Source organism: Tepidimonas aquatica (genome assembly GCF_007556585.1).
Lineage (GTDB): Bacteria > Pseudomonadota > Gammaproteobacteria > Burkholderiales > Burkholderiaceae_C > Tepidimonas > Tepidimonas aquatica.
In genome coordinates, this window is sequence record NZ_VJNA01000004.1 from 21,225 (window position 1) to 42,930 (window position 21,706).

A 21,706-nucleotide genomic window follows, 5' to 3' on the forward strand; every position below is an offset into this window, starting at 1 on the left:
AAAGCACCCTGCCAGCCATGACAAGAACGACGCCGCGCTAGTGTAGTGCAACGCAACATCAACCTTGGGGCGGATTTACCCTAGGGCGACACGTTGGCGGAGGCGCTTTGAAATGTTTTCACGCCACCCGCAACCTCGTTCAACAGCGGCGCGGCGCGCGACCGGCATCAGGTCGCGACTGACCGCACCACTTGCAGCGCAGGGCGCTGGGCCACCCAGGCACCGAAGCGCTCGCGCACGCTGCGCTCGATGCCCGCGGCGTCCAGCCCCAGCCGCGCCAGCAGCACCGCCGGGTCACCGTGCTCGATGAAGCGGTCCGGCAGCCCCAGCTGCAGCACCGGTTTGACCAGCCCCTCGGCGGCCAGCAGCTCCAGCACCGCCGAGCCCGCGCCGCCGGCGATGCTGCCTTCTTCCAACGTCACCAGCGCGTCATGGTCGGCGGCCAGTTGCAGCACCAGCGCACGGTCCAACGGCTTGGCCCAGCGCATGTTGGCCACCGTGGCGTCCAGCGCTTCGGCCGCCTGCAGCGCCGGGTACAGCAGCGTGCCAAAGGCCAGGATGGCCACCCCACGCCCTTGCCGGCGCACTTCACCTTGCCCGTACGGCAGCGCAATCGGCTCCGGCGGCAGCGCCACCCCAACACCGGCACCGCGCGGGTAGCGCACCGCCACCGGGTGGTTTTGCTGGTAAGCGGTGGTCAGCAGCTGGTAGCACTCGGCCTCATCCGCTGGGCAGGCGATGGCGACGTTGGGCACACAGCGCAGGTAGGCGATGTCGTACGCACCGCAGTGCGTGGGCCCGTCGGCACCGACGATGCCGGCTCGGTCCAGCGCGAAGATGACCGGCAGGTTTTGCAGCGCCACATCGTGAATCGCCTGGTCGTAGGCGCGCTGCAAGAAGGTGGAGTAGATCGCCACCACCGGCTTGAGCCCTTCGCACGCCAGCCCGGCGGCGAACGTGACCGCGTGCTGCTCGGCAATGCCCACGTCGTGGTAACGGTCGGGGAAGCGCTCGTGAAATTCCACCATGCCCGAGCCCTCGCGCATCGCCGGGGTGATGCCCACCAGCCGCTTGTCGCGCGCGGCCATGTCGCACAGCCAGCGCCCGAACACCTGCGAAAAGGTCGGCTTGGGCGGCTGCGCCGGCGGCACGATGCCCACCTTCGGATCGAACCTGCCGGGCCCGTGGTAGGTGACGGGGTCGGCCTCGGCGAGTTTGTAGCCCTGCCCCTTTTTCGTGACCACGTGCAGGAACTGCGGGCCGGCGCCGTCGTCCAGCAGGCGGCGGATGTTGTCCAGCGTCGGGATCAGCGCCTCCAGGTCGTGCCCGTCGATCGGCCCGATGTAGTTGAAGCCGAATTTTTCGAACAAGGTCGCCGGCACGACCATGCCCTTGGCGTGCTCCTCGAAGCGGCGCGCCAGCTCCAGCAGCGGCGGCGCGACGCTGAGCACCTGCTTGCCGACCTGCTTGGCTGCGGCATAGAAGCGACCGCTCATCAGCTGGGCCAGATAGCGGTTGAGCGCCCCCACCGGCGGGCTGATCGACATGTCGTTGTCGTTGAGGATGACCAGCAGCGGCAGCTTGGTCACACCGGCGTTGTTGAGCGCTTCGAAGGCCATGCCCGCCGTCATCGCACCATCGCCGATGATGGCGATGCAGCGGCGCCGCTCACCCTTGGCGTGCGCGGCCACCGCCATGCCCAGCGCCGCCGAAATGCTGGTGGAGGAATGCGCCGTGCCAAAGGCATCGTATTCGCTTTCGCTGCGCACCGGAAAGCCGCTCAGCCCCCCGAGCTGGCGCAGCGTGGCCATGCGCTCACGCCGGCCGGTCAGCACCTTGTGCGCGTAGGTTTGGTGCCCCACGTCCCATACCAGGCGGTCGTGCGGGGTGTCAAACACGTAGTGCACCGCGATCGTGAGCTCCACCGTGCCCAGGTTGGAGCTGAAGTGCCCCCCGGTGCGCGCCACGCTTTGCACGAGGAACTCGCGCAGCTCGTCGGCCAGCGCACGCAGCTGCGCGCGTGGCAGGCGGCGCAGGTCGGCCGGGCTGTCAATGGAAGTCAGCAATCCCGTCATCGTGACCATCTCCTACCGATGGTGGGCCAGGGTTCAGTGGTGCCGCTGCACCACCCAGCGCGCCAGGTCGGCCAGCCGCGTGGTGTCGGCGCGCAACGCTTGCAGTGCCTGCAATGCCTGCCCAAGCAAGCCGTCGGCGTAGCCGCGCGCCCCGGCCACGCCCAGCAGCGAGACGAAGGTCGGCTTGCCGGCGGCGGCGTCTTTGCCGGCGGTTTTGCCCAGCGTGGCGGTGTCAGCAGTGCTGTCCAGAACGTCGTCCATCACCTGAAACGCCAGGCCCAGCGCACGGCCATACACGTCCAGCGCCTGCAGCGTGACCGCGTCGGCGCCGGCCGCCAGCGCGCCCATGCGCACACTGGCCAGCAGCAGCGCGCCGGTTTTGCGCCGGTGCATCTCTTCCAACGCCGCTTGGTTCAGCCGCTGCCCCACCGCCGCCAGGTCGATCGCCTGCCCCCCCGCCATGCCATGGCAGCCGGCGGCCAACGCCAGCTCGCGCGCCAGCGCCACCGCCTGCCGCGGGGCGCGTTGGGCCCAGGCCGGCGCCACCAACCATTCGAAGGCCAGGGCCTGCAGCGCGTCACCGGCCAGCAACGCCGGTGCCTGCCCGAAGCGCACATGCACGGTGGGCTTGCCGCGGCGCAGCACGTCGTTGTCCATGCACGGCAGGTCATCGTGCACCAGCGAATACGCGTGGATCAACTCGACCGCGCCGGCCACCCACCACAGCGGCACGTCGTCGTCGGGCCAGGGCTGGCCACCAGCCGCCTCCCACGCCGCCAGCGCCAACAGCGGGCGCAGCCGCTTGCCACCGTCCAGCACCGCGTAACGCATCACCTCGCCCAGACCGGCCGGCACGTCGCGGTCGGGCAGGTGGGCGTGCAAAAACGCCTCCAGACGCTGCTGCGCACGCCCCATCCAGGCCGACGTGTCCAGCGCAAGCTCAGCCTGCGTCATGCGCCGCCCCCGTTCCAGGGCTTTTCCTGGCCGTTGTCGATGACGCGGATTTGTTGCTCCACGGCCTCCAGCCGCTGGCGGCAAAAGTCCAGCAACGCACTGGCGCGCTGGTACGCGGTCAGCAGCTCATCCAGCGGTAACTGACCCGACTCCAGCCGCGCCAGCAGGGCTTCGAGCTCCTGCACGGCGGCTTCGTAGGTGGCGGGCATCGGCTCGCCCTCGGCGGGGGCCGCTGACGTGGTCGGGGTTGGGCGCGGCATGGCGTGCAGTGTGGTCGTGTCCCTTGGGTGCGTTGCGACCACCCCGCCGAACACGCGGGTTGACGCAGCGCAAACTTAGCATTGTAGTGAACCTTGCCAGCGCGCAACCCCGCGGGTACAATTCGGACCGCCCCCGCGGCCTTGGGTACCTTACCCCCGGGCCAGCGGGGGCAATGCTTTGCAACCCAGGAGGTGCTGCGTCACCGTTGTTTGATCGTCCCCGCGTGCCGCCACGGCGGCGCGCCCAGCCCCGCTGCGGCGGGATCGTCGAGGTCAGGTCCATCATGTCCGATTTGAGCCTTTCCATGCAGCAGGCCAAGAGCCAGTTGCCGGTGTCCGTGTACTTTGACGAGGCGCTGTTCAAGCGCGAGCTGGAGACCATCTTTCAGTCCGGCCCCCGCTACGTTGGGCACGCCAACGCCGTGCCCAACGTGGGTGACTACTTCGCCCTGCCCCAAGAGGGCGAAGGTCGGGTGCTGGTGCGCACCGAGCACGGCGTCGAACTGGTCAGCAACGTGTGCCGCCACCGCCAGGCGGTCATGCTGAAAGGGCGCGGCAACCTGCTGAGCGACGGCAAGGCACACGCCGGCGGCCATATCGTGTGCCCGTTGCACCGCTGGACCTACAGCGGCGGCCAGCGCGGCATGGCCGAGGTCGGCACGCTGGTGGGGGCACCGCACTTTGCCCAAGACCCGTGCCTGAACCTGCAGCGTTGGAAACTGCGCGAATGGAACGGTCTGCTGTTCGAAGACAACGGGCGTGACATCGCCGCCGACCTGGCCGGCATGGTGGTGGGCGAGGCGTTCAACTTCGACGGCATGGTGCTGGGCCATGTCGAGCTGCACGAGTGCAACTACAACTGGAAAACCTTCATCGAGGTGTACCTGGAGGACTACCACGTCGTGCCGTTCCACCCGGGCCTGGGCAACTTCGTCACCTGCGACGACCTGCGCTGGCAATTCGGCACCGAATACTCGGTGCAGACGGTGGGGGTGCAAAACCTGGCCGCCAAGGCCGGCAGCCCCGTCTATCAGCGCTGGCACGAGGTGCTGCTGCGCCACCGCGACGGCAAGCTGCCCGAGCACGGCGCGGTGTGGCTGACCTACTACCCGCACATCATGGTCGAGTGGTACCCGCACGTGCTGACGGTTTCGACCCTGCACCCGATCGCGGTGGACAAAACGCTGAACCTGGTGGAGTTTTACTACCCGGAAGAAATCGCTGCGTTCGAGCCGGAGTTCATCGAAGCGCAGCGCGCCGCGTACATGGAAACAGCCGTCGAAGACGATGAAATCGCCGAGCGCATGGATGCGGGCCGCAAAGCGCTGCTGCAGCGCGGCACCAGCGAGGTGGGGCCGTACCAGAGCCCGATGGAAGACGGCATGCAGCACTTCCACGAGTGGTACCGCGCCAAGATGGGCTGGCCGCTGCAAGGCGCGATCGGGGGTTGACGCCTGGGCCGGCCCTCGCGCATTCCGGCGCGGCGCACGGCGCCGGCCCCTGGCGGGCCGGCGCAACGCCACCCTGCCCAGGCCCTGTGGATGGTGCTGGGCGCGGCTTTGTTTGCCACGATGGGCGTGTGCATCAAAAAAGCCGCGCCGTACTTTCACAGCTTTGAAATCGTCGGCTACCGTGGCCTGATCGGCGTCGTTCTGCTGGCGGTACTGGCGCGCCAACAGGGTGTCGCGCTGGCCACCCGCGTACCCGCGATGCACTTGTGGCGCAGCATCGTCGGCACGGTGTCGTTGCTGGCGTGGTTTTACGCCATCGCCACGCTGCCTCTGCCCACCGCCATGACGCTGAACTACATGAGCAGCGTGTGGGTGGCGGCGTTTCTGGTCGGAGGCAGCTTGCTGCTGCAACGCCCGGCCCAACCGCTGCGGCAACAAGGCCCGCTGCTGGCCACGGTGCTGGTCGGCTTTGCTGGCGTGGCGCTGGTGCTGCGCCCGTCGTTCGAGGGTGCAGCGGCGCTGGGCGGCTTGAGCGGCTTGCTGTCGGGGCTGACGTCGGCGCTGGCGTACCTGCAGGTGGCGGCGCTGGCGCGCGCGGGCGAGCCGGAAACGCGTACGGTGTTTTGGTTTTCGGTGGCGGCGGCGGTGCTGGGGTTGGCCGGCACGGCGGTGCTGGGTGCCAGCGCCTGGGTGTGGCCGCAGGCCCTGTGGCTGCTGCCCATCGGCGTGCTGGCCATGCTGGGGCAGCTGTGCATGACACGCGCCTACGCCAGCGGTGCGACGCTGGTGGTGGCCAATCTGCAATACTTCGGCATCGCGTTCGCGGCGCTGTACGGCCTGCTGCTGTTCGACGACCGGCTGCCCTGGCAAGGCTGGCTTGGCATGTTGTTGATCGTGGCCAGCGGCGTGGCGGCCACGTTGCTGCGCGAGCGCGCCGTGCCACGCCTGCCCGCCGAGGAACATGCATGACTGTGCCTGCCCTGCCCCACCCCCTGATCGACGCCGCCACGCTGCGCCGCGCGCTGGGCGGGCCGCAGCCCCCGAAGGTGTTTGACTGCAGCTTCGACCTGGCCGACCCGGACGCAGGCGCGCGCCAGTATGCGCAGCAGCACATCCCCGGCGCGCGCTACCTGCACTTGGACCGCGACCTGAGCGCGCGCCCCGGCGAGCGATGCGCCAGCGGCGGTCGCCACCCGCTGCCGTCGCGCGAAGCGTTGGCCCAGCGGCTGCGCGCCTGGGGCGTGCGCGACGACGACACGGTGGTGGTGTACGATCGACAAGGCGGGATGGTGTGCGGCCGGCTGTGGTGGATGCTGCGCTGGTGCGGCCACGCGCGCGTGCAACTGCTCGATGGCGGTTGGGCGGCGTGGCTGGCCGCGGGGGGCGAGGTGGCCAGTGGCGACCCCATGGCCACCCCAGCGGACAGCACGGGCCCGTGGACGCTGCGCGAGCCGTTGGTGCGGCTGTGCAGCGTGGCCGACGTCGCCGCGCGGCTGGGCGACCCGACGCTGACCTTGGTGGATGCGCGCGCCGCCGCACGCTACCGTGGCGAGGTGGAATCGCTGGATCCCGTGGCCGGGCACATCCCCGGTGCCCTCAACCGCCCCTACACCGACAACTTCGCCCCCGATGGGCGCTACAAAGGCGCCGCGCAACTGCGCGCCGAGTGGCAAGCGCTGTTGGCTGGGCGCGATCCTCACGGCGTCGTCGTGCACTGCGGCAGCGGCGTCAGCGCCGTGCCCCACGTGGTGGCGATGGCGCTGGCCGGTCTGCCCGCGCCCGCGCTGATGGCCGGCAGCTGGAGCGAATGGTGCGCCACACCCGGCCTGCCGTGCGCGCGGTCGGTCTGAGCCTGCACGCTCACGTCGCGCCGACACCGTGGCGCTGCAGCCATGCCAGGCAGCGCTGCCAGCCGTCTTGGGCTGGCCCCTCGCGGTAGCTGGGGCGGTAGTCGGCGTGGAAGGCGTGCGGCGCATCGGGATAGACCACGAAGGTGGAGGCCCGCGCCGCCGGACTGCCCTGCGCCAGGGCGGCCTGCATGCGCTCGACCGACGCCAGCGGGATACCCGTGTCGGCCCCGCCGTAGAGCCCGAGCACGGGCGCTTTCAGCTCCCCCGCCCGATCGAGCGGATGCTGGGGCTGCAGGGGCGTGCGCTCGCCCTCCAGGCGGCCGTACCAGGCCACGGCGGCCTTCAGGCGCGGGCTGTGCGCGGCATACAGCCACGTCTGGCGCCCGCCCCAGCAAAACCCGGTGACGGCAGCCTTCGACAGATCTCCGCCATGGGCGCCCGCCCACACCAGACAGGCATCCAGATCGCGCGCCACCTGCGCATCGGGCACCTGGGAGACGACCTCGGCGATCAGCCGCGCCATCTCGCCATAGCTCTGGGGGTCGCCCTGGCGCACGAACAGCTCCGGCGCCAGCGCCAGGTAGCCCGCCCGCGCAAAGCGCCGGGCCGTGTCGGCAATGTACTCGTGGACGCCAAAAATCTCGGACAGCACCAGCACGACGGGCAGGCCCGTGCGCCCGGCGGGTGCGGCGCGGTAGACGGGAATGCTCTCGCCACCCACCGGCACCTGCACCTCACCGGCCACCAGCCCGTCGGCCGGCGTCTTGATGGCAGCCGACGCGACGATGGGGGCTGCGGCCGCGGCATACCCCACGCCCAGCGCACCGCGCAGGACGGCCCGCCGTGGCACACCCGCGCCGGGACGGGCGTCGAGCAGGGCACGCAGATCGCGTTCGTGGTCGGCAGGGGTGTCGGTGACGGGCATGGCATGGCCTCCAAAACGATACGTGCGGCGCGAGGGTTTGACGCAGGTCAGAATCGGCGCCTGGGCCTTCGATATCCTGACAGTGCTATTGTCTGGTCTGGCCGCCACGCATCGGCGCACGGGGGATAACCCGGGTGCAAAGCGGGTTTTGCGGCCCCCGGCTCGGCCTCCCCCTGACTCACCCATCCATGAACGCTTTGCTGAACCGTCTGCGCCTGACCCAGCGGGTCTTTGCCGTCATCGTCGGCTATCTGGTCGTGCTCGCCCTCGTGGTCAGTGCCGGGCTGTGGGGGCTGTACACGGCCAAGACCAGCCTGCGCGAGGTGCATGCCCACCGCATGGCGATCAGCGAAGCACTGGTCACGCTGCTGCGCAACTACTACGACAACCGCTTGCACGTCCTGCTGGCCTTCCAGCACGCGCCGGACAGCCCAACCCGCGCGCTGCACGACCACCCCACGCAGATGCACCTGGATGCCATCGCCAAGCAGCGCGAAAGCAAGGACCAGGCCCTTCAGGCGATCGAAGCACAAAAGCCGCGCATGGACCCCGAGGAGCAACGTTTGTACGAAGCGGTGCTGGCGGCACGGCAGGCATGGCAGGCCAAGCGCGACGATGTGCTGCAGGCGATTCGCGCGGAGAACTTTTCGGTCGAAGTGATGCAGGCCTTTTTGGTCGCCGGCCGCACCGAAGGGTTGGCGTTCGAAAACGCCATGCGCGAACTGCGGCAATACCAACTGCAGCGTGCCGAGGACGAGGCGCACGCGGCCGAGCGCCGCTACCAGCTCGCGCTGGGCGTCGTGTTGGTGGCGCTGGTGCTGGGCGCGCTGCCGCTGACGCTGCTGATGTGGTCCACACAGCGGCGCATGTCGCACGGCTTTGCGCGTGCCGACGCCAGCGCCACGGCCATCGCGGGCGGCGACCTGTCGCAGCCGCTGCGCGACGACGGTGGCGACGAAATCGCGCATCTGTTGCAGCAAATGGAGCGCATGCGCATCAACCTGCGCGACCTCATCGGCAGCGTGGTTCAGGCGTCCGACAGCATCGCCAGCGCGGCCAACCAGGTCGCCAGTGGGGTACTGGACCTGTCGCAACGCACCGAGCAGCAGGCCAGCTCGCTGCAGGAGACGGCCTCGGCCACCGAGGAGCTCAACAGTGCCGTGCGTCTCAACGCCGACCACGCGCGCGCGGCGGACGACATGGCCGAGAGGGCCTCGCAGGTGGCCGAGCGCGGCGGCAGCGTCGTGGCGCAAGTGGTGCAAACGATGAACGACATCCACACGTCGTCGCAGCGCATCGCCAACATCATCAGCGTGATCGATGGGATCGCCTTCCAGACCAATATCCTGGCGCTCAACGCTGCGGTGGAGGCGGCCCGCGCCGGCGAGGCCGGCCGCGGCTTTGCCGTCGTCGCTGGCGAGGTCCGGCAGCTGGCCCAGCGCAGCGCCGAAGCGGCGCGCGAGATCAAAGCCCTGATCGAAGAATCGGTCAACAAAGTCGGCAGCGGCACGCAGCAGGTGGACGCCGCCGGCGCCACGATGGGCGAAATCGTGCAAAGCATCGAGCGCGTGACCGAGCTGATGCGCCAGATCGCCACCTCCTCCGCCGAGCAGGCCGAGGGCCTGGCCCAGATCAACCAGGCCGTGGCAACGATGGACGGCGTCACGCAGCAAAACGCGGCGCTGGTGGAGCAGGCGTCGGCCGCGGCGGCCGCGCTGCGTGACCAAGCGCAGCAACTGCGGCAGCGCGTGGCGCGGTTCCGGCTGTGAGCGGTACAGCGACCGTGGGACGGCGACATGGCGGGGCAACCGCCGCCCCGTCGTCGGTGGTGGGGGACGCGCAACGGCGGGCGCTGGCCGTGGCCGCGCTGGCCGCTGGCCTGGTCGGTTGCGGGGCGCCCCCCCAGGCCCATGCCGTCGGCACCGGTACCGCCCCCCACGGCGTTGGAGCTGCCCTACGACGGCGGGCGTGTGACGCTGACGCGCGACGGCGCGGTGTGCTCGCTGCGCTGGCAAGGCGCCCTGCACGCGGGCGCGCTGCAGCGTCTGCGGCAAGCGCTGGACAGCGATGCCGCCCGCGCTTGCCACCAACGGCGCGCCTGGCTGCACAGACTGGACGGTGCGCTCAACGACGCCGTCACCGCCGGGGCCATGCTGCGCAACCGCGGCTGGGGCACCGCCGTGCCCGCCGCCACCGTCTGCACGACGCCTTGCTGGCTGGTGCTGGCGGGTGGGCAGCCGCGGCGCGTCGAAACCGGCGCCACGGTGGTGCTTACCCCCCCTGCCGCCAGACCCGGATTTCGCCCGCGGTCCGTGTGGCGGGGAACCGAGCCGCGCCCAGCAACTGACCCTGGCCCGCTACCTCGGGGCCATGTTGCCCGACCCCACCGCGGTGGCGTTGCACCGGCGCGTCGTGGAGGCCGACTGCCGCGCGCCGCCGCGGCTGGACGCCGCCCAGGCCCTCGCCCTGGGGCTGGCCACCGAACGTTGAGCGGCGGGCGCCCCCCCGGCGGCGCCGCGCTCAGTGCGCCTGCTCCCAGTTGGGGCCGACCCCCACCTCGACCACCAGTGGCACGCGCAGCGTGGCCACGGCGGCCATCAGGCGCGGCACCTCGGTGCGCACCCAATCCACCTCGTCGACCGGGCATTCGAACACCAGCTCGTCGTGCACCTGCAGGATCATGCGCGTGCGCACGCCGGCCGCATCCAGCGCGCGCTGCACCACCACCATGCTCATCTTGATGAGGTCGGCGGCCGTACCCTGCATCGGCGCGTTGATGGCGGCGCGCTCCGCCGCGCTGCGTCGCGGGCCGTTGGGCGAGTTGATTTCGGGCAGGTACAGGCGCCGCCCGAACACCGTTTCCACGTACCCTTGCGCTTTGGCCTGCTGGCGCGTGCGTTCCATGTAAGCGCGCACGCCGGCAAAGCGCTCGAAGTAGCGCTCGATGTAGTTCTTGGCCGCCGTGGGGTCGATGCCCAGCGCTTTGGCCAGCCCGTAGGCGCTCATGCCGTAGATGAGGCCGAAGTTGATCGTCTTGGCGTAGCGGCGCTGCTCGGGCGTGACGAGCTCGGGCGCCACGCCGAACACTTCGGCCGCGGTGGCACGGTGCACGTCGAGCCCTTGCGCGAAGGCACGCAGCAGCGCCTCATCCTCGCTCAGGTGCGCCATGATGCGCAGCTCGATCTGCGAGTAGTCGGCGCTGGCGATCCACCACCCTGGCGGCGCGACGAACGCGGCGCGGATGCGCCGTCCCTCAGGCGTGCGGATGGGGATGTTTTGCAGGTTGGGGTCGTTGCTGGCCAGCCGTCCGGTCACCGCCACCGCCTGCGCGTAGTGGGTGTGTACGCGCCCGGTGGCGGGGTTGACCATCGAGGGCAGCTTGTCGGTGTAGGTGCTTTTCAGCTTGGACAGGCTGCGGTGCTGCAACACGATGGCCGGCAAGGGGTAGTCTTCCGCCAGCTTTTCCAGCACCTCCTCGTCGGTGCTGGGCGCGCCGGTGGCGGTTTTTTTGACCACCGGCAGCCCCAGCTTGCCAAAAAAAATGTCGCCAATCTGCTTGGGCGAGCCAAGGTTGAACGGCTGCCCGGCAAGGCGGTGGGCCTCGGCTTCGAGCTGGGCGATGCGCTCGCCCAGCGCCTGGCTTTGACGGCGCAGCTCGTCGGCGTCGATCAACACCCCGTGGCGCTCCATGCGTTGCAGCACGTGGGTGACGTCGATTTCCAGCTCGTAAATGCGCTGCAGGGCCGGCTGCGCCTGCAGCCGCGGCCACAGCACCTGGTGCACGGCCAGGCACATCTCGGCGTCTTCGCAGGCGTACTGCGCGGCGCGCGCCAGCGGCACCTGGGCAAAAGGGATCTGGTGCGCGCCCTTGCCGCACACGTCCTCGTAGCTCAAGCCCTTGCGCCCCAGGTGGCGTTCGGCCAGGCTGTCGAGGTTGTGCGGCTTGTGCACCTCCAGCACGTAGCTCTGCAGCAGCGTGTCATGCACGTAGCCACGCACCTGCACGCCATGGTTGGCCAGCACGTGCAGGTCGTACTTGACGTGCTGGCCGAGCTTGGGCGCGGCCGCGTCCTCCAGCCAGGGGCGCAGCGTCGCCAACACCTCCTCCAGCGGCAGTTGGACGGGTGCCTCGGGGCCTTCGTGCGCCAGTGGGATGTAGGCGGCCTCGCCCGGCGCCACCGCCAGCGAAATCCCCACCAGCCGCGCACGCTGCTCGTCCAATGACGTGGTCTCGGTGTCCAGCGCCACCAGCGCCGCGGCGCGCAGCCGCTGCAGCCACGCCTGCAGCGTGGCGCGGTCGGTGATCGTCGTGCAGCGCAGCGGCGCGTCCGACGGCGCCGGCAGCAGTTCCCCTTGCGCCGCCCCGGTGTCACCGCGCGGCGGCACGTCCCCGCTGGCGGCACCGGGCTGCAGCGCGCGCGCCAGGCTGCGAAAACCGTAGCGCTCGTAAAACGCACGCAGCGCCTCCAGGTCCACCGGGCGGCGGCGCAGCGCCTCCAGGCTCGGCAAGCCGGGCACGTGGTCGCCCAAATCGCAGTCGGTGCGGATGCGCAGCAGCTCGCGCGCGGTCGGCAGCCACGGCAGCGCCCGGCGCAGGTTGGCCCCGGCCGCCCCTGGGATGGCGTCAGCGTGCTGCACGATGCCCTGCAACGACCCGTAGGCCTGCAGCCACTTCGCTGCGGTTTTGGGGCCAACCTTGTCGACGCCGGGCACGTTGTCGACCGCGTCACCGACCAGCGTTTGGTAGTCCAGCATCTGCTGCGGGTGCACGCCGAACTCGGCCTGCACGCCGGCCACGTCGCGCACCTTGCCGCTCATCGTATCGACGATGGTGATGCGCTCGTCCACCAACTGGGCCAGGTCTTTGTCGCCGCTGGAGATGATGACGCGCCAGCCCTGCTCGGCCGCCGTGCGCGCCAGCGTACCGATGACGTCGTCGGCCTCGATGCCGGGCACGCGCAGCACCGGCCAGCCCTGCAGCGCCACCAGCTCCAGGATCGGTTCGATCTGCGCCCGCAGCGCGTCGGGCATCGGGGCTCGATGGGCCTTGTACTCGGGGTAAAGCTGCTCGCGAAACGTCGGCCCGGGGGCGTCGAACACCACCGCCAGGTGTTCGGTGGGATAGCTTTTGTGCAACGCCTGCAGCATGTTGAGCATGCCGCGGATGGCACCGGTGGGTGCGCTGTTGGGGTCGCCCGGCGCCGCACGCAAATCGGGCATGGCGTGAAACGCGCGGTACAGGTAACTGGAGCCGTCCACCAGCACCAGCAGCGGGGCATTGTCGGCGTGGGTCATCGCGCAATGGTAACCGGGCGCGCGCTTGGCTTTGCCTACAATCGGGGGGTCATGTCCAGCCCTGCCCGCCCCTTTTTGTTGGTGCGCCTCGCTGCCATCGGCGCAGCGGCGCTGGTGGCCCATGCGGCCCATGCCCAAAGCGCGCCCGAGGGCCACACGCCCCGCCCCGCCGCGCCTGAGCCCAAGGTCGAGCGCATCGTGCACCACGACGGCCTGAGCCACATCGAGGAGCTGCGCGTCGGTGGGCGCACGCGCAGCATCGAGGTCCAGACCCGCTCCGCGCTGCCGGGCTACGAGGTGCGCCCGATCGATCCCGGGCAGGACGACCGCCGCTCCGGCGCCGGCCAGCGGCAGTGGCGCGTGCTGGCCTTTTGACGCCATGGCGGTGTTCACCGAAGTCAGCCGCGACGAGGCCGCGGCGCTGATGCAGCGGCTGGGGCTGGGCCAGCTCGTCGCCATGGCGGGCTGCGCCGGCGGCATCGAAAACACCAACTACTTCGTCAGCACGCTGCGCGACGGCACCCGGCACGAGTGGGTGCTGACGCTGTTCGAGCGCCTGACGCACGCGCAGCTGCCGTTTTACCTGTACCTGATGCAGCACCTGGCGGCCAAGGGCATCCCGGTGCCCGACCCGCAAGCCGACGGCGACGGCGCCATCCTGCACACGGTGCGCGGCAAACCGGCGGCGGTGGTCAACCGGCTGCGCGGCGCCAGCGTGCTGGACCCCGGCCCGCAGCACTGCGCGCAGGTGGGCGCGATGCTGGCGCGCATGCACCTGGCCGCGCGCGACTACCCGCGCCAGCAGCCTAACCTGCGTGGCCTGGCGTGGTGGAACGAAACCGTGCCGGTGGTGCTGCCTTATCTGCAACCCGAACAGGCCGAGCTGCTGCGCGACGAGCTGGCGTATCAAAACGCGCTGGCTGGCACCGACGCCTACCGTCGCCTGCCGGCCGGTCCGGTGCATGCCGACCTGTTCCGCGACAACGTGATGTTCGAAGACGGTCGCCTCAGCGGCGTGTTCGACTTTTACTTCGCCGGCTGCGACACCTGGCTGTTCGACCTGGGGGTGGCGCTCAACGACTGGTGCATCGACCTGGCCAGCGGCCACGACGACCCTGAGCGCGTGGCGGCCCTGCTGCAAGCGTACGAGTCGGTGCGGCCGCTGCAGGCGGACGAGACCGCGCTGTTGCCGGCGCTGCGCCGGGCAGCAGCGCTGCGGTTTTGGATTTCGCGGCTGTGGGACTGGTACCTGCCGCGGCAGGCCAGTGTGCTCAAGCCGCACGATCCGACGCATTTTGAGCGCGTGCTGCGCGCGCGCCGGCAGGAGGTCGCGGCATGAAACTGCAGCGGGTGCCGGCGCGCGTCGGTTGGCAGTGGGTACGTCTGGGGCTGCGCACCTTCATGCGCCAGCCGCTGGCCATGGGCGGGCTGTTTTTTATGTTCATCCTGCTGGTCAGTGTGCTGGCGTTGGTGCCACTGCTGGGCGCGCCGCTGGCGTTGGCGCTGCTGCCGGCGGCCACGCTAGGCATCATGGCCGCCACCCAGCAGGCCGACCGCGGCCACTTCCCGATGCCCACGGTGCTGGCCAGCGCGTTTGCCGCCGGACGCGAGCGCGCCCGCGCCATGCTGCTGCTGGGGGCGTTGTACGCGCTGGGCTCGCTGGCGGTCATCGCACTGTCGTCGGTGCTGGCCGGCGGCAGTGGCAGTATGGCCAGCGCCGACGGCGCCACCGCGTTGGACGACCCGGTGCTGCTGCGCAACCTGGCCTGGCAGGCGGTGCTGTACCTGCCGCTGGGCCTGCTGTTTTGGCATGCCCCGGCGCTGGTGCACTGGCATGGGGTGCACCCCATCAAGGCGCTGTTTTTCAGCCTGGTGGCGTGCTGGACCAACAAGGGGGCGCTGACCGTGTTCATGCTGGGTTGGACCGCAATTTTCTTTGCTGTGGCGCTGCTGCTGGTGCTGGTGAGCAGCCTGCTGGGCGGCGTGGCCGTGATCCAGGCCCTGCTGTTCCCGGTGGCGGCGCTGCTGAGCGCGGCGTTTTTCACCTCGCTGTACTACACGTTCCGCGACAGCTTCGTCAACGACGACGGCACACCGCCCGCATGAGGCGCGCCCGTGGTGGCCGTCGGGTGCGTCACTCCACCGGCGTGAGCTTGGCCACCGCCAGTGCCAGCCACTTGGGGCCGTGGCGGCGGAACTGGACGTGCGCCCGCGCGTCGCTGCCCTGGCCTTCGATGGCCAGCACATCGCCTTCGCCGAACTTGGTGTGAAACACCGTCATGCCGACCCGGATCGGGGCGCCGCTGGCGCTGACCACGGACGCATCGCGGCGTGGCGCGGCCGCGGGCAACCCGGCCATGCCAGCGGGGCGCGTCTCCTCCCCCAGGGCGCTGCGCCCCCACGCCGGCTGCGCTCCGCCCCACCCTGAGCCCGCGCCGCGGGCGCGCGGCGGGCTGAGCCAGTGCAGGCTCGCGGGCGGCAATTCATCCAGAAAGCGGCTCGGGATGTGGTAGCGCGTGCTGCCGTGCAGCATGCGGGTTTGCGCCCACGTCAGGTACAGGCGCTGGCGCGCGCGCGTGATCGCCACGTACATCAGGCGGCGTTCTTCCTCCAGCCCATCGTGGGTGGCCAGGCTGTTTTCGTGCGGGAACAAGCCCTCTTCCAGCCCGGTGATGAAGACGGCGTCGAACTCCAGCCCCTTGGCGGCGTGCACCGTCATCAGCTGCACCGCGTCCTGCCCGGCGTTGGCCTGGTGGTCGCCCGCCTCCAGCGCGGCATGGGTAAGGAACGCTGCCAGCGGGCTGAGGGTCTCGCCGGCCGCATCGGCGGCGGCGTCCTGCGTGCCGTGCCCAAACCCCTCCTGTTGCACAAAGCTGTGCGCCGCGGCCACCAGCTCTTGCAGGTTTTCCACCCGCTCGGCGCCCTCGCGCTCGGCACGGTAGTGCTCCAGCAAGCCGCTGTCGTGCAGCACGGTGCGCACGATGTCGCCCAGCGGCATGTCGGCGCAGCGCTCGCGCATCACCTCCAGCCGCGCCACGAAGGCCCCCAGCGCGGCGCCGCCGCGCCCACCGACCAGCGTGACGGCGTCGGCCAGCGCGCAGCCGGCTTCACGCGCAGCCTGCTGCAGCTGTTCCACCGTGCGCGCCCCGATACCGCGCGGCGGCACATTGACCACGCGCAAAAAACTCGTGTCGTCGCGCGGGTTGTCCAACAAGCGCAGGTAGGCCAGCGCGTGCTTGATTTCGGCGCGCTCGAAAAAGCGCAGCCCGCCCCAGACACGGTACGGCACCCCGGCCTGGAACAAGGCACCCTCCAGCGCACGGCTTTGCGCGTTACTGCGGTACAGCACGGCGATTTCGCGCGCAGGCACACCGTCGCGCCGCAACTGGCGGATTTCATCCACCACCCACTGCGCTTCATCGAAGTCGCTGGGCAGCTCGACCACGCGCAGCGGTTCGCCGTCGCCGCGTTCGGTGCGCAGGTTTTTGCCCAGGCGCTGGCGGTTGTGGTCGATCAGGTGGTTGGCCGCGTGCAGGATGTGGCCGACGCTGCGGTAGTTCAGCTCCAGGCGGATCGGGACATCGATGCCGAACTCGCGCACGAAGTCGGCCATGTTGCCCACGCGCGCGCCGCGGAAAGCGTAAATGCTTTGGTCGTCGTCGCCGACGGCCATCACGGCGTTGTCGCCCGGCACGAAGCGGCCCGCGTCGTCCGTTTGCCCCGCCAGCAGCTTGAGCCATGCGTACTGCAAGCGGTTGGTGTCCTGGAACTCATCCACCAGGATGTGGCGAAAGCGCCGCTGGTAGTGCTGGCGCAGCTCGGCGTGGTCGCGCAGCAGCTCGTAGCTGCGCAACATCAGCTCGCCAAAGTCCACCACACCCTCGCGCTGGCACTGCTCCTCATAGCGCTGGTACAGCTCGATCTTGAGGCGCGTGTCGGGGTCGCGTGCCGCCAGATGTTGCGGTCGCTGGCCCTCTTCCTTGGCGTTGTTGATCAACCCCTGCAACGCCTTGGGCGCGACGCGCTCCTCGTCGATGCCCAGGCCTTTGAGCAGGCGTTTGATGGCGCTGAGCTGGTCTTGTACGTCCAGGATTTGGAACGTGGGCGGCAGGCCAGCGCGCTGGGCGTGCGCCCGCAGCAGCCGGTGGCACAGCCCGTGGAACGTGCCGATCCACAGGCCACGCGGGTTCAGCGGCAGCAACGCCCCCAGGCGCGCCAACATTTCGCGCGCGGCTTTGTTGGTGAACGTCACCGCCAGCACCCCGCCGGGGCTGACTTGCCCGGTGGCCAGCAACCAGGCGATGCGGTGCGTCAACACGCGCGTCTTGCCGGAGCCAGCGCCGGCCAGCACCAGCGCGTGCACCGGCGGCAGCGTCACGGCGCGCAGCTGCTGCGGGTTGAGACCTGCCAACAACGGGTGGCTGGCATCGAGTGCGGGGGTGGGTGGACGGTCCTCGCTCGCCCAAGCCGAAGCGTCATGCATGGGCGGCATTGTAGGCACAGCACAGCACAGCACCGCCCGGCCCAACTGCCGGGGGGCGCGGTGGTTCAACGCGCCGGCGCCGCGGGCCGCAACGGCGGCTCCAGCGTGATTTCGACGCGCCGGTTCTGCGCCCGGTTGGCGGGTGTGTCGTTCGGCGCGATGGGACGCGTGTCGGCGTAGCCGGTGGCACGCAGCCGCGTCGGGTTGATGCCGCGCGCCTCCAAGTGACGCACGACGCTGCCGGCGCGCGCGGCCGACAGCTCCCAGTTGGAGGGGAAGCGAACCGTCTGGATCGGCACGTTGTCGGTGTGTCCCTCGACGACGATGGTGTAGTCCGGCAGACGGTTGATCGTCGGCAGCAGGCGGTCGATGACGGCGCGCCCGGCCGGCGTCAGCTCGGCCTCGCTGACGGCAAACAGCACCTCCGACGGGATGCGAAAGATCAACCCGTCCTCGCGGCGCAGCAGCTGCACCTCCTCGTCCGCGGGCAGCGCCAGGGGCTCCGGCGAGACCGAGGGTGCCGAGGCCGCCCCCGGCACCGGCGCGGCCTGCTCGGCGCGGCGCTCGACCGGCTGCTCACCCGGCCCCGGCGAAGGAGCTGGCAGGCCCACCGGCGGCACGATGCTGCCCCCACCACCAGGCAACGGCTGACCCACGGCGGGCGCGGCCTGCCCCTGCGCCTGCGGGCGGCCCAGCGGGGGCTTGCGCGAAATCGGCTCGGAAAACGCCAGCATCACCACCAGCATGACCAGCAGCAGCGTCATCACGTCCAGGTAGGTGATCAGCCACGTTTCCTCCTCCTGTGGCGGGTCGGGCTCGGCGTGCCAGCGCTGGTAGCGGCCACGCTGCAGCGGGCTGGTGCGCACCGGCGCGCCGCCGGGCGTGGCCGCAGCAGCACCGTTGCGGCCGGGCAGCGCGCCGTTGTTGGGGTTGGATGCCAGCGCCATCGTTCATCACCCCTGCGGCGGTGGGGGGGGTATGGCACCACCGGCCGCGCCTTTGGGGCTAGCCGCCGGGCCGCCCGGCGCCACGGGGCGTGCCCGCCGTGGCGCCGCACGTTGGCTCCCCGCAGCCCCACCGCCACCCCGGGCACCGCTCGAGTCGTAGATTTCATCGTCCACGTGGGCGACGAACGAGTTGAGCGTTTCGCGCATCAGCGAGGGGCTGCGCTTGGCGCACATCATCGAGATGCCCTGCAGCACCATGTTCATCAGCACGATGCGCTGCTCGGTGCGCCGCTCCAGCTTGACCGCCACGGGCTTGAACACCAGGTTGGCAAGCAAAATGCCATAAAACGTCGTCATCAGCGCCACGGCCAGGTGGCGCCCGATCACCACCAGGTCGCCGCTGGCCACCACGTCCATCAGGTTGATCAGCCCGACCAGGGTACCGATCATGCCAAACGCGGGGGCGTAGCTGGCCATGACGCGAAACAACTGCGCTTCGGCCGCCTCCTTGGCCTTCATGCGCGAAATGCGCCACTGCAGCAGGTCCAGAATATCCTCCTCGGGGATGCGGTCGATGACCAACTGCACGCCGGTGCGCAAAAAGGGGTTGGTCACCCGCGGCAGCGCCCGCTCCACCGCCACCGGGTCGTCGCGCATCCACAGGCGCGAGATGTCCACCAGCTCCTCGATGTCCTTTTGCGTGTACAGCCGCTCGTTGCGCATGACGATGCGGATCAGCCCGAACACGCGCAACACTTCCTTCATCGGGTACGACAGGAACGTGGCCGCCATCGTGCCCACGAGCACGATGCCGATGCTGGGCAGGTCGATGAACAGCCACGGATCGTCGGCGGCGAACAGAATCAGCACCGCCAGCAACACGACGCTGGCGATCATGCCGATGAGGGTGGACGGGTTCATGGGTAAGCGATCGACGGCAGCCACGGACAGCCCCCATCCTAGCACCGCTGGACTAGAATCAGACACCGGGCCTGCGTTGGGCAGCGCCCGGTTTTTTTGTGCCTGTCATGGAAATCTTCGATTACGACAACATCCTGTTGCTGCCGCGCAAGTGCCGCGTGGAAAGCCGCTCCCAGTGCGACACCAGCGTGCAGTTCGGGCCGCGCCGCTTCGTGCTGCCGGTGGTGCCGGCCAACATGAAAACCGTCATCAGCGAGCCGATCGCCGAGTGGCTAGCCGCCAACGGGTACTTTTACGTGATGCACCGCTTCGACGTCGACAACGTGGCGTTCGTGCGGCGCATGCACGCGCAGGGGCTGTACGCCTCGATCTCGCTGGGCGTCAAGGCAGGCGACTACGACACCGTGGCCCGGCTCGTGGCCGAAGGGCTGGCGCCGCAGTACATCACGATCGACATCGCTCACGGCCATGCCGACAGCGTGCAGCGCATGATCGCGCACCTGAAAGAGAAGCTGCCGGGCAGCTTTGTCATCGCCGGCAACGTTGGCACGCCCGAGGCGGTCATCGACCTGGAAAACTGGGGCGCCGACGCCACCAAGGTCGGCATCGGGCCGGGCAAGGTCTGCATCACGCGGCTGAAGACCGGCTTTGGCACCGGCGGCTGGCAATTGAGCGCGCTGAAGTGGTGCGCGCGCGTGGCCACCAAGCCGATCATTGCCGACGGTGGCATCCGCGAGCACGGCGACATCGCCAAAAGCATTCGCTTTGGCGCTACGATGGTGATGATCGGCTCGCTGCTGGCCGGCCACGAGGAGTCCCCCGGCCAAACCGTCGAGGTCGACGGGCGGCTGTACAAAGAGTACTACGGCTCGGCCAGCGACTTCAACAAGGGCGAGTACCGCCACGTCGAAGGCAAGCGCATCCTGGAGCCGATCAAGGGCAAGCTGGCCGACACGCTGCGCGAGATGCGCGAAGACCTGCAAAGCTCGATCAGCTACGCCGGCGGCACGCAGCTGATGGACATCCGCCGCGTCAACTACGTGATCCTGGGCGTCAATAACGCCGGCGAGCACCTGTTGATGTAGCCCGCCGGGCGCCCTCGCTGCGCCAACCACCAGCGCCGGGGCGGCCACGGCCACGGCCGGCGCCTGTGCCACGGTGCGCCTGCGGGCGCAGGCGCGGCTCCAGGCCAGCGATGGTGTGCTCGGGGATCGGTTCGCGGCGCAGCGCCTCGATGGCCGCGATGCGGCGCCGATCGCGCGGTTCGGCCATCGTGACCGCGATGCCGCTGCGCCCGGCGCGACCGGTGCGGCCGATACGGTGCACGTAGTCCTCGGCCTTCATCGGCAAGCCGTAGTTGAAGACGTGCGTGATGGTGGGCACGTCGATGCCACGCGCGGCCACGTCGGTGGCCACCAGGATCTGCACACGCCCCTCACGCAGCGCTTGCAGGCGGCGTTGGCGCACCCCTTGCGGCATCGCGCCGTGCAGGGCAACGGCAGCAAAGCCCGCTTGTTGCAGCTCGTCGGCCAAGGCGTCGCATTCCACCTGGGTGCTGGCAAACACGATGGCCTGCTGCAGCTCGCCGTCGCGCAGCCAGTGCTGCAGCAAACGGCGCTTGTGGCCGGCATCGTCGCACCAGTGCAGGCGCTGCTCGATGTGCTGATGGCGTTGCTGTGGCGTGGCCAACGTCAGCTGGCGCGGCTCGCGCATGATGCCCGCAGCCAGTTGCTGCACGCGCGGCGCGAACGTGGCCGAAAACATCAGCGTCTGGCCGCGCGACTGCGTCAGCGCGTGGATCGCCGCCAGGTCGTCGGCAAAGCCCAGGTCGAGCATGCGGTCGGCCTCGTCCAGCACCAGGTGCTGCACGGCGTCGAGCTCCACGTGTCCACCGCGCTGCAGGTCGAGCAAGCGGCCGGGCGTGGCCACCAGCACGTCGGCGCCCTGCAGGCGCTGCAACTGCTGCTGGTACGGCAAGCCGCCCACCACCGTGGCCACGCGCAAGGCACGGGCGTGGCGCAGCAGGTCGATGGCGTCGGCGCTGACCTGTTGCGCCAGTTCACGCGTCGGGCACAGCACCAGCACCCGCGGGCGGGCCGGCTGCCAACGGGCACCGCGGCGAGGTGCGCTGCGCGGGGCGGCGTCGACGCTAGCCTGCAGCAACGCGTGCAGCAGCGGCAGCAGGTAGGCGGCGGTCTTACCGCTGCCGGTCTGGCTCGACACCATCAGGTCGGCTGCAGCGCCGGTCGCGTCGGGCAACGCCGCAGGGATGGCAGCCTGCTGCACGGCGGTTGGGGTGGCAAAACCCAGGTCGGCCACGGCGCGCAACAGCGCCGGGTGCAGCCCGAGTTGGTCAAACGTGGCAAAGGAAGTGTCGGCAGACGCGCGCACGGCGGCCGCCTGGAGGGCTAGGCTGGTCATCCTGATGACTCCGTTGGGAGGGTGGGCAACATCACATCGACCACCCCACGCAAACCCAACTCAACCAGGCACGCCAGCAGCAGATGCAACGAAAAAGCCGACCACACCAACGTGGTCGGCTGCG

General features: G+C 69.9%; 17 protein-coding genes. 8 read left to right on the forward strand and 9 right to left on the reverse strand.

Going from position 1 to position 21,706, the window contains the following annotated elements; all coding sequences use genetic code 11:
• Nucleotides 1-167 precede the first annotated feature (167 nt).
• Genes dxs through xseB form a run of 3 tightly spaced genes read right to left on the reverse strand, consistent with a single transcriptional unit; the run spans nucleotide 168 to nucleotide 3,289 of the window.
• Nucleotides 168-2,075, reverse strand: coding sequence for a 1-deoxy-D-xylulose-5-phosphate synthase (gene dxs, locus Taqua_RS02015; protein WP_144324366.1), 1,908 nt, complete (start codon nucleotides 2,073-2,075; stop codon nucleotides 168-170).
• Nucleotides 2,076-2,108: 33 nt separating this feature from the next.
• A complete protein-coding gene (locus Taqua_RS02020; RefSeq protein WP_185969534.1) occupies nucleotides 2,109-3,029 on the reverse strand; it encodes a polyprenyl synthetase family protein in 921 nt (306 codons plus the stop codon).
• Nucleotides 3,026-3,289, reverse strand: a complete 264-nt coding sequence (xseB, locus tag Taqua_RS02025) for an exodeoxyribonuclease VII small subunit (protein ID WP_144324367.1) — start codon at nucleotides 3,287-3,289, stop codon at nucleotides 3,026-3,028. The genes Taqua_RS02020 and xseB overlap by 4 nt, the downstream gene beginning before the upstream one ends.
• 284 nt (nucleotides 3,290-3,573) lie before the next feature.
• On the opposite strand from xseB, the gene Taqua_RS02030 reads away from it, so the two are divergent.
• From Taqua_RS02030 to Taqua_RS02040, 3 genes are all read left to right on the forward strand, one after another.
• Nucleotides 3,574-4,740, forward strand: a complete 1,167-nt coding sequence (locus Taqua_RS02030; RefSeq protein ID WP_144324368.1) for an aromatic ring-hydroxylating oxygenase subunit alpha — start codon at nucleotides 3,574-3,576, stop codon at nucleotides 4,738-4,740.
• A 90-nt stretch (nucleotides 4,741-4,830) separates the two neighbouring features.
• Nucleotides 4,831-5,709 (forward strand): DMT family transporter, encoded by an 879-nt coding sequence (locus Taqua_RS02035; protein WP_144324369.1) that lies wholly within the window; start codon nucleotides 4,831-4,833, stop codon nucleotides 5,707-5,709.
• Nucleotides 5,706-6,590 carry a sulfurtransferase gene (locus tag Taqua_RS02040; RefSeq protein WP_144324370.1) on the forward strand — a complete coding sequence of 295 codons (885 nt, stop codon included), beginning with the start codon at nucleotides 5,706-5,708 and terminating at the stop codon, nucleotides 6,588-6,590. Before Taqua_RS02035 ends, Taqua_RS02040 begins: the two co-directional genes overlap by 4 nt.
• A 10-nt stretch (nucleotides 6,591-6,600) precedes the next feature.
• On the opposite strand, the gene Taqua_RS02045 is transcribed toward Taqua_RS02040, so the two are convergent.
• Nucleotides 6,601-7,515: a dienelactone hydrolase family protein gene (locus Taqua_RS02045; protein ID WP_144324371.1), complete on the reverse strand. Its 915-nt coding sequence runs from the start codon at nucleotides 7,513-7,515 to the stop codon at nucleotides 6,601-6,603.
• Between the two features lie 188 nt (nucleotides 7,516-7,703).
• Here Taqua_RS02045 and Taqua_RS13685 point away from each other — a divergent pair, with 188 nt between their 5' ends.
• Nucleotides 7,704-9,284 carry a methyl-accepting chemotaxis protein gene (locus Taqua_RS13685; protein ID WP_144324372.1) on the forward strand — a complete coding sequence of 527 codons (1,581 nt, stop codon included), beginning with the start codon at nucleotides 7,704-7,706 and terminating at the stop codon, nucleotides 9,282-9,284.
• A 751-nt stretch (nucleotides 9,285-10,035) separates the two neighbouring features.
• Here Taqua_RS13685 and polA read toward each other — a convergent pair.
• On the reverse strand, nucleotides 10,036-12,810 hold the full coding sequence (gene polA / locus Taqua_RS02055; RefSeq protein WP_144324373.1) for a DNA polymerase I: 2,775 nt from the start codon (nucleotides 12,808-12,810) through the stop codon (nucleotides 10,036-10,038).
• Between the two features lie 51 nt (nucleotides 12,811-12,861).
• Between polA and Taqua_RS02060 the strand changes: the two genes are divergently transcribed.
• Genes Taqua_RS02060 through Taqua_RS02070 form a run of 3 tightly spaced genes read left to right on the forward strand, consistent with a single transcriptional unit; the run spans nucleotide 12,862 to nucleotide 14,916 of the window.
• Nucleotides 12,862-13,185, forward strand: a complete 324-nt coding sequence (locus Taqua_RS02060) for a hypothetical protein (protein WP_144324374.1) — start codon at nucleotides 12,862-12,864, stop codon at nucleotides 13,183-13,185.
• A 4-nt stretch (nucleotides 13,186-13,189) separates the two neighbouring features.
• Nucleotides 13,190-14,149 carry a homoserine kinase gene (locus tag Taqua_RS02065; protein WP_144324375.1) on the forward strand — a complete coding sequence of 320 codons (960 nt, stop codon included), beginning with the start codon at nucleotides 13,190-13,192 and terminating at the stop codon, nucleotides 14,147-14,149.
• On the forward strand, nucleotides 14,146-14,916 hold the full coding sequence (locus Taqua_RS02070; protein WP_144324376.1) for a BPSS1780 family membrane protein: 771 nt from the start codon (nucleotides 14,146-14,148) through the stop codon (nucleotides 14,914-14,916). Before Taqua_RS02065 ends, Taqua_RS02070 begins: the two co-directional genes overlap by 4 nt.
• A gap of 28 nt (nucleotides 14,917-14,944) precedes the next feature.
• Here the strand turns inward: Taqua_RS02070 and Taqua_RS02075 are convergent, their stop codons facing one another.
• From Taqua_RS02075 to Taqua_RS02085, 3 genes are all read right to left on the reverse strand, one after another.
• Nucleotides 14,945-17,293 (reverse strand): UvrD-helicase domain-containing protein, encoded by a 2,349-nt coding sequence (locus Taqua_RS02075; RefSeq protein ID WP_144324377.1) that lies wholly within the window; start codon nucleotides 17,291-17,293, stop codon nucleotides 14,945-14,947.
• Between the two features lie 65 nt (nucleotides 17,294-17,358).
• Nucleotides 17,359-18,240, reverse strand: coding sequence for an OmpA/MotB family protein (locus Taqua_RS02080; protein WP_144324378.1), 882 nt, complete (start codon nucleotides 18,238-18,240; stop codon nucleotides 17,359-17,361).
• Between the two features lie 6 nt (nucleotides 18,241-18,246).
• Nucleotides 18,247-19,161, reverse strand: a complete 915-nt coding sequence (locus tag Taqua_RS02085) for a motility protein A (RefSeq protein ID WP_144324379.1) — start codon at nucleotides 19,159-19,161, stop codon at nucleotides 18,247-18,249.
• Between the two features lie 107 nt (nucleotides 19,162-19,268).
• Between Taqua_RS02085 and Taqua_RS02090 the strand changes: the two genes are divergently transcribed.
• Nucleotides 19,269-20,246, forward strand: a complete 978-nt coding sequence (locus tag Taqua_RS02090) for a GMP reductase (RefSeq protein ID WP_144324380.1) — start codon at nucleotides 19,269-19,271, stop codon at nucleotides 20,244-20,246.
• On the opposite strand, the gene Taqua_RS02095 is transcribed toward Taqua_RS02090, so the two are convergent.
• Entirely contained in the window at nucleotides 20,215-21,582 is a 1,368-nt protein-coding gene (locus tag Taqua_RS02095; protein WP_144324381.1) for a DEAD/DEAH box helicase, read from the reverse strand. The genes Taqua_RS02090 and Taqua_RS02095 overlap by 32 nt on opposite strands.
• Nucleotides 21,583-21,706: the final 124 nt, after the last annotated feature.